This window comes from Aeromonas sp. S8(2024), assembly GCF_041403085.1.
Classification (GTDB): domain Bacteria; phylum Pseudomonadota; class Gammaproteobacteria; order Enterobacterales; family Aeromonadaceae; genus Aeromonas; species Aeromonas dhakensis.
This window is the reverse complement of sequence record NZ_JBGLRF010000003.1, coordinates 458158-470323: the sequence shown is the minus strand read 5'-3', so window position 1 is coordinate 470323 and position 12166 is coordinate 458158. Positions and strand designations below refer to the sequence as shown.

Here is a 12166-nt window from a genome sequence, read left to right as displayed (position 1 = left end):
TACCAGTTCGTTTAAACGGGGCGTATTCTACCAGAATTTCGCGCCCCCGGTCACATATCCATGCCGCCGTTCCCATCAGGAACCCGGCAGCAGGAAATCGTTTTTCTTGTCTCGGCCCCACAGCGTCAAAAAGAGCTTCTAACGGCTCTCAGACAAAGGCCTTGAGGGCCGACAGTGGCAGCCTGGTACCCGCCAGATAGTCCTGAATGCATTGCCACACCAGAGGGCTTCTCAGGGCCGCCTTGCACTCGGCAATCTCCTCCAGGGTGAGCCAGTGGCAGGCCAGCACGTCGCCGTCGGGATCCTCTGGATGGTGCTGACCCGGCGCCTTTTCAAGGTCGAAGATGACGGCGATGCGCACAAAGGTGGCCTCGCTGTCCGCCGGCTTGTAGAGATAGACCCCGAGCCAGGCGGTGGGAGCGGCGGTGAGCCCTGTCTCCTCCTTCAGCTCGCGGCAGGCAGCCTGGACGAGATCTTCCCCCGGCTCCACGTGGCCGGCGGGCTGGTTGAAGCGGCGCTGGCCTTTTATCTCCTCTTCCACCAGCAGGAAGCGGCCCTGCCAGTGCACCAGGGCGGCCACGGTAAGGCGGGCGGGCAGGGGGGGATGATCGCTCATTGGGACTCCTTGTCTTGTGTATTGTGCCTTGCTGTGGCACTCGATCAGGTTGCGCCATCTATGTTGCGGCACGCTGGCCAAATGGCTTACGCGTGTTATTCCGATGGCTTGCTGCGGGCCGGGCGGCGCGCGGTGCCACGCCCGCCGCTGCGATTGGCCGGGCGGGGGCTTGCTTCGCGGCTGTCCCGCTTCTGGCGTTGTTCCTGGTGTTGAGCGTCACGGGTCGGCCGGGCCTTGCTGTTGCTGCCGGCCCCCTGTGGCCTGGCGGCTGTGCGCGGCTTGCCGTGCACAGCCGATTGCCGCGGTGCCGCTACCAGCTCGGGAGCGGGCAGGGCGCGGCTCTCCCCCGGTGACAGACCATCGAGGGTCCACTCCCCGATGGCGTAGCGGATCAGGCGCAAGGTGGGGTGGCCGATATGGGCGGTCATCCGCCGCACCTGGCGGTTGCGCCCCTCCACAATCTTGATCTCCAGCCAGCTGGTGGGGATCTCTTTACGCTCGCGAATGGGCGGGTTGCGCGGCCACACCGCGGGTTCCTCCATGATGCGCGCCCCGGCGGGCAGGGTCATGCCGTCGTTGAGCTCCACCCCGGCGCGCAGGGCGGCCAGTTTCTCCTCGCTAGGCACTCCTTCCACCTGTACCCAGTAGGTCTTGGGGGTCTTCTCCCCCGGCTGGGTGAGGCGCGCCTGCAGCTTGCCGTCGTTGGTGAGCAGCAACAGCCCCTCGCTGTCACGGTCGAGCCGGCCCGCGGCATAGATGCCGGGCTCGGTGATGTAATCCTTGAGGGTCTCGCGGCCCGCCTCGTCGGTGAACTGACAGAGCACCATGTAGGGCTTGTTCAGCAGCAACAGCTTGCGATCGGCAGGCGCCGGTGCCGGTTTGCGCTCGCCCTCCTTGTCTCTCATGGTGTGCTGCGCCTCCCTGCGCTGGGATGGGCGCGCCGTGGCGGGCCCTTTGGCCTTGTGCTCGGTGTCAGGGCGGGCGGAGAGGGAGAGACGGGGGCGGGCTGATTTCATCGCATGCATACCAAAAACAGGGGAAGGGCGAGTGTACCACAGGGGGCTGTCGCGGGCATGAACGACGGGGACGGGAGGCCAGCCGCTCAGCCAAGCAGGCCGTCAATGACGATGGCCTGACGGGCGGGGGCGGAGCCGGCGTGCAGCAGCGCGGTACCCACCTGCTCGTCTATCAATGCGCGGGCCAGCCGGGTGAGGGGGCGCAACTGCTCGGGGGCAAGACCGGCGGGTACAGCCAGCAAAATCAGGGTCTGCACCGGCCCGAGCGCGGAGCCCCATTCGATGGGCTCGCTGCTGCTGAGCAGCGAGAGCGCGGGGCGACGGATGGCTGGGCAGATGACGTGGGGCATGGCGAGGCCGGGCCGGATGATGGTGGCGGCCAGCTGCTCGCGCGCGGCGATGGCCTGCTCCAGCATGGGTCTGTCGCTCATCAGCGCGGCGGGCAGCAGATCCACCAGCACCGCCAGTGCCTGGGCCTTGTCGAGGGGCGCCGTGGCATGGCCGAGCTGGGCCAGGGTGAAGCAATAGTCGGGCAGGGCCTGGCCCAGGCGCTGCTCGGCCAGGGCGGCGCTGCCGGGGCGCCCCAGCGGTTGGCCCAGCTCCACGCACCAGCAGGTGAAGGCCATGTGGGCGAGCTCGGCATCCAGCCCCTCGATCAGCAGCAGACAGAGATCGCCGGGCTGGGTGGCCAGGGTGAGCAGGGAGAGCTGGTTGGTCGCCTCTACCGCCTGGCGGCGGGTGACGTTGATGAACTGGATATGGGACTTGAACAGCCCGGCCAGCCGACTCAACTGCTTGGCCTGGGTGATGGTGAGCCCCAGCCGGCAGTGAAAGGAGATCTCGCGGATCAGCATTCAGACGCCGGGGGCGGCGGTCTTGAGCACGGCCACCGCATCGAGCAGCACCGCCTCCAGCGCCACCTGGTGGATAGGGCAGCCGAGGAAGCGATCTTTTTGCTCAATCTCGATATCGGAGGCGATCAGCACCAGATCGGCGCCGGCGATGTCGCGGGCGGTGAGGATGTTCTCCAGCCCCATGGCTCCCTGGGTCTCGACCTTGATCTTGAGCCCCAGCTTGTCGGCGGCTTTTTGCAGCGCCTCGGCGGCCATGTAGGTGTGGGCGATGCCGGTGGGGCAGGCGGTGACGGCGAGGATCTTCATGGGCTCTCACGGCAAATTCGGGTGGGGCAACAAGATAGCGCCAAGGGACGGCCTTGCCAAAGGGACGGAGGCAAAAATGGGATCCCGACTGCGCTCTGTTGAAGGGATGGGCAAGGGGTGAGCGTTTTTGCGGCCACAAAAGGGACGAGTGGGGAAAAGAGGGGATAAAAAACGGCCCGCCAGAGGGCGGGCCGAATACACACTACGGAGTGAAATCTTAAGATCGGGCGGATGCCGGGGCTCAGACGGACTGGGTCGCCAAAGTGGCAGCTTTCAGCTCACGTTTGATGCGGCGGATCTTGCGCTCTTCGGCAACCGCGACGCAGGCCATCAGCACCAGACAGGCAGCGGCTGCCATGTCCAGCGCCGCGAAGGTGCCGGTCCAGCCGGTCAGGCCGAAGATGGGGGTGCCGTCGGCGATCATGCCCAGACCCAGTTTGGCGAAGCTGTCACCGATGAGGTAGGCGAAGGTGCCCTTGACGCCATCGGCCACGCTGATCCCCTGCTTGGGTACGAAGCCCACGGCGGCCACGCCGATCAGCAGTTGCGGACCGAACACCAGGAAGCCCAGCAGGAACAGAGAGCCCAGGAACATGAACTGGGTGGTGGCGTGCTGGTAGAGCCCCAGGGTGGCGATGATCAGCGCCAGCGCCACGCAGGCCACCAGACCACGGCGACCGTTGGCCAGATCCGAGAGGTAACCCCACATCAGGGTACCGACCAGGGCGCCCACTTCAAAGAAGGTAAAGCCCTGGATGGCCACGTCCTTGGAGAAGCCCAGCTCCTGGTGGGCGTAGACGGTGGACCACTGGTCGATACCGATGCGCACCACGTAGAGGAAGATGTTGGCGAAGCAGAGCAGCCAGATCACCTTGTTGAGCAGCACGTACTTCACGAAGATCTGCCACTTGGTCAGCTTCTGCTCTTCGGTGGCGACGTCTTCTTCGCTCGCCACTTCGTCAAACAGCTCTTCCACCTTGCCAAGGCCATAGGCCTCCGGCGAATCGCTACCAAAGCGCAGGCCGATAAAGCCGACGATCAGCGCGATGATGGAGGGGAAGATGAACATGCCGAGCACGTTGCCATCGAACAGGTAGTTGGCACCGAACAGCGCCACACCGGCCGCACCGGCGCCGCCCACGTTGTGGGAGAGGTTCCACATGCCCAGATAGGTGCCACGCTTGTTGCGGGGTGTCCACTTGGTGATGGTGGAGTAGCTGCAGGAGCCGCCGCAGCTCTGGAAGAAACCGCTGGCCGCGTAGAAGAAGATCATCAGGTAGAGGCTGAAACCGGTGCCGCCCATGCTGGCACTGAAGCCCAGCATGCAGAGGGAGGAGAGGATCAGCATCAGCGGCAGGAACTGCTTGGTGTTCTTGCCATCGGCATAGTAGGAGACGATGGTCTTGCCCACCCCGTAGGTGATGGAGAAGCCAAGGCCGATCATGCCGAGCTCGGTCATGGAGAGACCGTACTCCTGGATCATGTCGTTCTGCGCAATGTTGAAGTTCTTGCGGATCAGATACATGGTCAGGTAACCGATGAACACAACCAGATAGGATTGCATAAACGGTTTGAACCAGAGCTTGCGCCGGGCTTCGACCGGCAGGTTCAGGGTGGGGACCCGGACCTGTTCGAGCAGTTTAAACATCTTCGTTCATCCTCTGCGAGATAGACGCTGTTTCCGCCGCGTTCCACCCTTTTTGATTGGAGTTGGAGGTCACGCCACGGAAAGAACAACAGGAAGCGGGCGCGGTGCGCGGCGAGCCCCTGTCGATTGAACCCATGCCCGTCCCTTGCGCCATGGCGCGGGTCGGGTAACCACATCAGGTAGCGTGACTTTAATGAGGCGCGCTGCAAATGGCGTGAGAGCCATCCCTAGGGGGGGTAGGAAAATTTCCTAGTTTGGCGGGATCCGGCCGCGAAGCGTGAAGAGGATCACAAGCCGGCGTCGTACAGCAGAGGTGAGTGGGCTCTCTCGAACCCGACAAATAGACGAGGCCACCCGCAGGTGGCCTCGTCCGGTTTGTCATCCGTCCCGCAAGGGGGCGGCTTGGTTGGGCGGGGATCAGGCGGCCTTGGCCAGCGTCACCTCGTCACTCTTCTTGACCCGCAGTTTTTTCAGGGCAACCGCCACCACACCGGTGACGATGGCGCCGCAGATCATGCAGAGCAGCGCCAGCAGTGGCTTGTTGACGGCACCCAGCAGGGCCACGATGGGGCCACCGTGGGCGACGCTGTTGGTGATGCCAAACAGGAAGGCCATCACAGCCGCGGTCATGCTGCCCAGCACGTTGGCCGGAATGACGGCGAGCGGGTCCCGGGCGGCAAACGGAATCGCCCCCTCGGAGATCCCCACCAGGCCCATGGCACCGGCGGCTTTACCCGCTTCAATCTCGGTGGCATCGAAGATGCCGAGCTTGCGACCGAGCACGGTGGCCAGCGACATGCCAAGGGGGGCGGCCGGGATGGCGCAGGCCATGGCACCCATGAACTGGGTCTGGCCGGAGGCGATCATGCCCACCGAGAACAGGAAGGCCACCTTGTTGACCGGGCCACCCATGTCAAAGCCAGCCATGCCCCCCAGCACGATCCCCAGCAGCACCAGGCTGCCACCGCTCATGGAGAGCAGCATGGCGTTCAGACCCGTCATCATGTCGGCAATGGGGGCACCGATGATGAAGATGAAGACGGCGGCGATAAAGAGCGACCCGACGATGGGGGCGATCAGGATCGGCACCAGCGGCTGCACCATCTTGTGGTAGTGACGGGTGGCAATCCAGCGCACCAGATAACCGACCAACAGGCCCGCGATGATGGCACCGATAAAGCCGGTGCCGGCGTCGGCGCCGTAGAAGCTGCCGTTGTTGGCGATCCAGCCGCCGATAAAGCCCGGTGCCAGCGCCGGTCTGTCACCGATGGCGTAGGCGATGTAGCCCGCCAGAATGGGGATCATCAGGGTGAATGCGGCGACCCCCACGTTGAGGATCTGGTTCCACATGCTCCCTGCCGGGATCTGCATGCCGCTCGGGGTCGGATCGCCGCCGATGGCCAGTGCCAGGGCGATCAGCAGACCCCCCGTGACCACAAACGGGATCATGTGGGAGACGCCGTTCATCAGATAACGGTAGAGATCCGAGCTGCCGCCAGAACTCTTCTCTTCACCTTTTCTATCATCCTTGTCCGCCACATAGGCGGGGGCCTTCAACGCCTGCTCGATGAGGCCCTTGCCATCCTTGATGGGGGCCTTCACGCCGGTCTTGATGAGCTGTTTGCCGTTGAAGCGGGCCATGTCCACCTGTTTGTCGCAGGCCACCACGATGGCGCTGGCGCGGGCGATCTCGGCCGCAGTCGGGCTGTTCTTGACGCCGATGGAGCCGTTGGTCTCCACCTTCACCTCAAAGCCCAGCTCCTTGGCTGCGCGCTCCAGGGATTCTGCCGCCAGGTAGGTGTGGGCGATGCCGGCCGGGCAGCCGGTGACGCCGATGATCAGCCCCTTGTCAGCGGCGGGCGCCGGGGCTGTGTCTTCTTTCTTCTCGAGCAGCAGGGCCAGCGCGGCGGCCGGAGTTTTGGCTGCCAGCAGGGCATCGATAAAGCCCTCTTCAATCAGCTTGGCGGAGAGCTCGGCCAGCACCTCGATATGGTGGTTGGCGCCGCCAGCCGGGGAGGCAATCATGAAAAACAGCCGGGAGGGCTTGCCATCCTCGGCGCCGTAGTCGATGCCGGCGCGGCTGATGCCGATGGCCACCGCCGGGGTGCTCACTGCCGCACTCTTGGCGTGGGGCAGGGCAACGCCCTCTTCAAAGCCGGTGTTGTCCAGCTCTTCCCGGGCCCATAGGTCCTTGATGAACTGCTGCTCGTCGCTGACCTTGCCTTGCGCCGCGAGCAGACGGGTCATCTCGGTGAAGACCTCCTCCTTGCGCGTGGCCTTTAAATCGAGCGCGATCAGCTGCTCGTTGATAAGGGTGGTGATCATGGCGTTCTCCCTGCTCCTGGCCGGAGCCTGTTGGCATCTTTTCCTGGGCTAGCGCCCAGGAGATGCAGACAAAAGTGACCCCACTATTATCCCGCCCGCAGGGCCGCGCACCTATCGGACAAAACTGCGAAATACTGGATTTTTGTGCGATATGGCCTTGAGTGTGATCCTGATCGCATAGCAGACCAGCTGAAAAAATGGGTCTGGATTGAATCGATGAGTTATTTTTTGTCTTTAATAATCAGTATGTTGATGTTGGTTTTTTCAACGTGCCTTTATGATGGAGTGTGATGCTATCCGGCCAGGAATCGGAGCAAAACTATAAATTTGTGAGGTGAAAAGAGCGGGCGGGGTGTGAGCTGTCGCACATAAATGGCAGTGACGGGGCGCTTGATAAGGGGATGCAGGCGAGAGAATAGGTGGAGAAATGGATTGAGCCATTGGAACCAGACAGCTCACCACAACGGGCGAATGAAACCACAGGTATGGGCGTCGTAGGGTGCAATGAACGAAGTGAATTGCACCGCTTGTTTGGGCAGAGAGTGTGGTGGAGAGGGGATGGCTGAAAAAATAGAGGTGATAACGCGAACGTCCGAATACGCTCCGCTATTCGAACCTACGGGCTATAAGCTGGAGACCCCAGCACAGTGGAAGTGCTGGGGTAAGAGACTAGGTCTTCTCTTTATTTTTTGTTTTAGGCTACTTGAATCTCTGAATCCAAATGATCAGATATGGCCTCAATAATGTCATTTGCAATATCATCATCTGCACATTCTCTAAGCCAAACACGACACATAGCTCTCCATAACTCATCAGAGCCTAAAACTATTCTGTCTGCAATGGACTTTATCCATTCATGGTGGTCAGGGAGTGTTAAAGCGTTTTCTGCAGCATGAACAAAATCGGTATGAGAGCGGTTAATTAAGATGGCTATCCCTTGCCATTCTTTCTCTCGTAGCTCTTCGAATATCATTCTTTCCGGGGCATCTTCTCCTGGGAGGATCATGCATCCAGGGGCTGGGTCTTGATCACCATCAAGAATTACCACGGTTGGTCTAGAAAATCTATTTCCATCAACCATTTGACCAAGTGCTTTACCTACAGAGGCTGCACCAAATGCTGAAATTGAGCATCGAGAAAGGTTATCCAATGTTCTTTTAGCCATAATTTCTTCGACGAGTATCTTGGCGGTATTATCTTCGACGTAGACATCAATTTCAGGATGCACTTCTTCATCCATTTTTGACAGCGCAAATTCAGGACTAACACCAGGAACTACACATTTCTCAGCTCCGTTTTTGAATACATAAACTCTAGCTGATGCAGGTAGTTCTTCTAGAACATACGGTGAATGTGTAGTGATAATAAACTGAATTAGCTTGGTTCTAGATATTTCAGCTAGATCTCTAATTAATCTTCTTTGGGCTCTTGGGTGTAATGATGTTTCAATTTCATCAATAAGAACAATACTATACATAGGAATATCTATTGCTATCATATCTGCAATTGTAGCTTCTCCTGCTCCTTGATGAAATCCTGAGTATTCAGTTCCATTATGAGAAACAACAGGTATGTTTCTGGTTTGATCTAAATTTGTTGTCGCTTGTCTTGCAGCTACATATGGTTTGCCAATTATATTTGAAAAACGTTGTAAAGCATCATCAGCAAAAGCTAATGAACTTGCTTCATTCAACGCTGGTTTTGCTAATCTAGCATAGCCAGTACGTGCTGATATTGGTTGGATACGCCGTAGATCTAAATAAATTACTGGGCGTTTTTTCCTTGTGTCATTACCACGCCATCTAGTTGTTGGTTTACGAACAGATACCTCTGATGAGTTTGGTCCTTCTTTAACTGATGCTTTTATGATAACGCCAACTAAGGAATCCCAAGCTGTATCGGGAAAAAAATTTGATGCGAAAAATTTATCCTCAGTTGTTGACTCATAAATGCTTGCTACGGCTTGAATAATTGTGCTTTTCCCAGCACCATTTTCGCCACAAATTGCAACTATAGGGAAATTGAAATCTGTTCTCTGTCCTGTCCATCCCCTGACGCCATCAAGCTCGATCCATTCTAAATGCTTAGGAAAATCACCTCGTTGCCATTTTCCTGCTAACTTTCTAATTTCTTTGCTTAATGCCATTTTTTGCTCCTTAAAAGAAATTTAAAAAACATTGGACATTGTGACAGACAGCCATTTTGAGAATTTTCGTATTCTACGATGAATTATTCATATATTGATTGTCTACCAGTTAATCACCAGCTAGTGTTCCAATGTACTTGAACGAATGCCCGTATTGAGGCGGTACGTTTGCTATGTGAATGACTCTAAATTAGGCGTTAGTTGTCAATTGGATATCTTAACCAAGGTCATTGGATGGCAAAACAGGAAGCTGATAAAAATTAGCCACAGATCAACAAATTGCTTGATAAAGATGATGGGTTGACTGCCGCCTGCCGGTAGCTGCGGGTTACTGGCCGCTATGGAGCGGGTTATTGGGTTTCAGCGCCAGCGATAGCCGCAGCATATCCTTGTGCTGGATGCCGTGCTCCATCAGGGGCTCCGGGTAGTGGGTAAGGAAGTGATCCTTCACGACGGCATCGACGCGAAAGCCGTGGCGCTGGTAATAGGTGAGCTGGTGGCCGAAGCTGCCGGTACCGAGCTCGACGCGGCATACCCCTTTCCCGGCCAGGCTGGTCAGTATGAAGCGCAGCAGGCCGGAGCCGATGCCTTGCTGCTGGCGGTTGGGGGCAACGGCGATATTGAAGATCTCGGCCGTTTTCTCCCCCACCAGACCCGCCACACAGGCGCCCACTACCTCGTTGCCCGCCAGGGCGGCAAAGCCCCAGGCGCCGGGCAGATAGGTGGCAATGCGCTGTTCTGCGGGATCGGCCTCCAGCAGCAGCGCCAGCGGCAGTTGACCGGGGGTCATTTCGACAAACTTCATCCTTATTTCTCTGTTATCTCGCTCTGACTGTCCGGGGGCGCCGTCTTCTGGGCCTCAATACTCCAGAAACTTCTCGCCGCAGCGCTCGCAGATCAGGTGCTTTACATGGGTGGCCTGATAAGCGAGGGTCTGGCCGAATACCGCGTTGGTCAGGCTGCTGGAACGAAAGGCTTGCCAGAAGGCTTTGCGCGGATCCTTGGGCATGATGTCCTGGCTGTGATCCCGTGGCACCAGCACTACGATATGGCGGGTGCGCTCCCGGCATTTGTCACAGCGATGGATTTCGCTTGGTGGCTCGCTTTGGGGTTGGGCGGTGCACTCTGTTGTCATGATGATGACCTGTTATGGATGGCGCGCCCATCATAGTCTTCTTCAGTTGGCTCTCAATCCCCCATGCTGGGGGCGTGTACTGGTTGCGAGCGGGATCACTTTTTGGGGTGCGTAACGGGCTTGGTTGCGATGGTGTTTTTTGCGATGCCCTCGGGGGAGGGAATACCCATGCTGGCCAATACCCGGGCGGCGTTCTCTTCACACGGCATCTCGTCGGGTTTGGACTCCACCAGCCGGATCAGGGCCTGCAATTGCTGCTTGCTGTGGGCAAGCCTTGCCTCCAGCGCTTCTATGTCGCTTACCTTGGCCTTGAGCGCCGCCAGTAGCGGGACGTGTTGCCAAGAACTGATATCTGCGGGCACCAACTGCTTGATCTCGTCGAGGGAGAAGCCCGCCTGTTGCGCCTGGCCGATGATGGTCAGCAAGGGTACCGTCTCGGGCGGGTAGTCGCGATAGCCATTGGCACCCCGCCGTACCTTGCTGAGCAGGCCTCTGGCTTCGTAGAAGCGGATGGTCGAGGCCGCCATGCCGGTCTGTTTGGCCAGTTCACCGATCTTCATCTTGCCTCCTGGGCTGCGGGTTGGCGGGTCTGCCCGCCAAACGGCGGGATCAAGGGGAATTCTAGGGTTAAAGCCCGCTTGAATGTCAACGGCACTGAGCAGGGACTGTGCGGGTGGATAGCATTTCTCCCATCGCTACGGCATCCCGATAAAGGGGCTTGACCTTCAAGTCAGCTTCAAACTTATGGTGGGGTCCTCATTACCGAGGAGATCGCCATGAACCCATTTACTCCCCTGACCCTGCCCAATGGCAGCCAGCTTATCAACCGCCTCGCCAAGGCGGCCATGGAAGAGAACATGGCCGACCGTGACCATGCCCCCTCAGAGGCGCTGATCCAGCTTTATCGTACTTGGGCAGAGGGTGGCGCCGGCCTGCTCATCACCGGCAATGTGATGGTGGACGGCCACGCCATGACGGGGCCGGGGGGCGTGGTACTCGATTCCCACGATCTTTCCCCGGCGCTGGCCGAGCGTTTCAGTGCCTGGGCCGAGGCGGCCAAGAGCGGGGGCGCCCAGATCTGGATGCAGATCAACCACCCCGGTCGCCAGATGCCGGCGGCGCTGGGGCAGCCCACCCTGGCCCCTTCCGCCGTGCCCATGGCGCTCGGCAGTTTCTCGAGGCAGTTCGCCCCGCCCAGAGCCATGAGCGAGGCCGACATTGCCGAGGTGAAGGCGCGCTTCATCAACACGGCGCTGTTGGCACAGCGTGTCGGTTTTGACGGGGTGCAGATCCACGCCGCGCACGGCTATCTGCTGAGCCAGTTCCTCTCACCGCTCACCAACCAGCGCCGTGATCGTTGGGGCGGCGGCCTTGAGAATCGAGCCCGCTTGCTGCTGGAGATAGTAGAAGGGATCCGCCAGCAGGCGGGGGAGCGCTTCTCACTGTCGGTCAAGCTCAACTCCGCCGACTTTCAGCGTGGCGGCTTCAGCACCGAGGATGCAAAGGCGGTGGTGGAGATGCTCAACCCGCTCGGGGTGGATCTGGTGGAGCTCTCCGGCGGCAGTTACGAGGCGCCCGCCATGCACGGCCAGGCCCGCGATGGTCGGACTCTGGCGCGGGAGGCCTATTTTCTGGAGTTCGCTCGGGAGATCGTCTCCGTTGCCCATATGCCCGTGATGGTGACCGGGGGAATTCGTCGCTACCCGGTGGTGGAGCAGGTGCTCGGTAGCGGGGTGGCGGTCGCCGGCATGGCCACTGCGCTGGCCATCGCCCCGGATCTGCCCGCCAGATGGCACCATGAGCAGGCGGCAAGCGCCGAGCTCAGGCCCATCCCCTGGCGCAACAAGGTGCTGGCCTCGGTAGGTTATATGGCGATGGTGAAATACCAGTTGCGGCGGCTGGGGCGCGGCCAGCCGAGCCGCCCCAAGATCGCGCCCGCCCTGGCGCTGGCCTGCCAGCAGTGGCAGACCCTGCTTGGCAACGCCCGCTATCGACGCTGGATCAAGGTGCAGGAAAAGTGAAGAGGTAGCGGCTCGTGAATCTGCCAGCCTTGCCAACTCAGGCCGATGCCCGTTTTTGCGGTTTGCTGGTGAGCGGTGACGATATGGCGGGTGGGGGCA

At 59.6% G+C, this 12166-nt stretch carries 11 protein-coding genes; 1 reads left to right on the top strand and 10 read right to left on the bottom strand.

The genetic code is table 11. From position 1 onward, the window contains the following. Positions 1 to 148: 148 nt before the first annotated feature. From ACB031_RS11005 to ACB031_RS10960, 10 genes are all read right to left on the bottom strand, one after another. A complete protein-coding gene (locus ACB031_RS11005) occupies positions 149 to 616 on the bottom strand; it encodes an NUDIX hydrolase (protein ID WP_117405175.1) in 468 nt (155 codons plus the stop codon). A 95-nt stretch (positions 617 to 711) separates the two neighbouring features. Next, on the bottom strand, positions 712 to 1641 hold the full coding sequence (locus ACB031_RS11000) for a pseudouridine synthase (protein ID WP_324038972.1): 930 nt from the start codon (positions 1639 to 1641) through the stop codon (positions 712 to 714). Between the two features lie 77 nt (positions 1642 to 1718). After that, positions 1719 to 2486: a PTS sugar transporter subunit IIA gene (locus ACB031_RS10995; protein ID WP_260750687.1), complete on the bottom strand. Its 768-nt coding sequence runs from the start codon at positions 2484 to 2486 to the stop codon at positions 1719 to 1721. Beyond that, positions 2487 to 2792, bottom strand: a complete 306-nt coding sequence (locus ACB031_RS10990; protein WP_017409976.1) for a PTS fructose transporter subunit IIB — start codon at positions 2790 to 2792, stop codon at positions 2487 to 2489. 241 nt (positions 2793 to 3033) lie between these two features. Then, positions 3034 to 4440 (bottom strand): hexose-6-phosphate:phosphate antiporter, encoded by a 1407-nt coding sequence (gene uhpT / locus ACB031_RS10985; RefSeq protein ID WP_017780840.1) that lies wholly within the window; start codon positions 4438 to 4440, stop codon positions 3034 to 3036. Positions 4441 to 4857: 417 nt separating this feature from the next. Then, the gene (locus tag ACB031_RS10980) at positions 4858 to 6765 is read right to left on the bottom strand and encodes a fructose-specific PTS transporter subunit EIIC (protein WP_017780839.1); all 1908 of its coding nucleotides are present in this window, start codon (positions 6763 to 6765) and stop codon (positions 4858 to 4860) included. A gap of 694 nt (positions 6766 to 7459) precedes the next feature. After that, positions 7460 to 8911: an AAA family ATPase gene (locus ACB031_RS10975; protein ID WP_319909860.1), complete on the bottom strand. Its 1452-nt coding sequence runs from the start codon at positions 8909 to 8911 to the stop codon at positions 7460 to 7462. A 328-nt stretch (positions 8912 to 9239) separates the two neighbouring features. Then, positions 9240 to 9716, bottom strand: a complete 477-nt coding sequence (locus ACB031_RS10970; RefSeq protein WP_371139546.1) for a GNAT family N-acetyltransferase — start codon at positions 9714 to 9716, stop codon at positions 9240 to 9242. A 54-nt stretch (positions 9717 to 9770) separates the two neighbouring features. After that, positions 9771 to 10046, bottom strand: a complete 276-nt coding sequence (locus tag ACB031_RS10965) for a hypothetical protein (protein WP_017781171.1) — start codon at positions 10044 to 10046, stop codon at positions 9771 to 9773. Between the two features lie 95 nt (positions 10047 to 10141). Then, positions 10142 to 10606, bottom strand: coding sequence for a MerR family transcriptional regulator (locus ACB031_RS10960; protein ID WP_371139545.1), 465 nt, complete (start codon positions 10604 to 10606; stop codon positions 10142 to 10144). A 216-nt stretch (positions 10607 to 10822) separates the two neighbouring features. Between ACB031_RS10960 and ACB031_RS10955 the strand changes: the two genes are divergently transcribed. Beyond that, complete coding sequence (locus ACB031_RS10955) at positions 10823 to 12067, top strand: NADH:flavin oxidoreductase/NADH oxidase family protein (protein ID WP_371139544.1); 1245 nt, start codon at positions 10823 to 10825, stop codon at positions 12065 to 12067. Positions 12068 to 12166: the final 99 nt, after the last annotated feature.

Coding starts and splice junctions, on each gene's coding strand:
- ACB031_RS11005 (WP_117405175.1), bottom strand. CDS start 616: ATGAGCGATCATCCCCCCCTGCCCGCCCGCCTTACCGTGGCCGCCCTG.
- ACB031_RS11000 (WP_324038972.1), bottom strand. CDS start 1,641: ATGCATGCGATGAAATCAGCCCGCCCCCGTCTCTCCCTCTCCGCCCGC.
- ACB031_RS10995 (WP_260750687.1), bottom strand. CDS start 2,486: ATGCTGATCCGCGAGATCTCCTTTCACTGCCGGCTGGGGCTCACCATC.
- ACB031_RS10990 (WP_017409976.1), bottom strand. CDS start 2,792: ATGAAGATCCTCGCCGTCACCGCCTGCCCCACCGGCATCGCCCACACC.
- uhpT (WP_017780840.1), bottom strand. CDS start 4,440: ATGTTTAAACTGCTCGAACAGGTCCGGGTCCCCACCCTGAACCTGCCG.
- ACB031_RS10980 (WP_017780839.1), bottom strand. CDS start 6,765: ATGATCACCACCCTTATCAACGAGCAGCTGATCGCGCTCGATTTAAAG.
- ACB031_RS10975 (WP_319909860.1), bottom strand. CDS start 8,911: ATGGCATTAAGCAAAGAAATTAGAAAGTTAGCAGGAAAATGGCAACGA.
- ACB031_RS10970 (WP_371139546.1), bottom strand. CDS start 9,716: ATGAAGTTTGTCGAAATGACCCCCGGTCAACTGCCGCTGGCGCTGCTG.
- ACB031_RS10965 (WP_017781171.1), bottom strand. CDS start 10,046: ATGACAACAGAGTGCACCGCCCAACCCCAAAGCGAGCCACCAAGCGAA.
- ACB031_RS10960 (WP_371139545.1), bottom strand. CDS start 10,606: ATGAAGATCGGTGAACTGGCCAAACAGACCGGCATGGCGGCCTCGACC.
- ACB031_RS10955 (WP_371139544.1), top strand. CDS start 10,823: ATGAACCCATTTACTCCCCTGACCCTGCCCAATGGCAGCCAGCTTATC.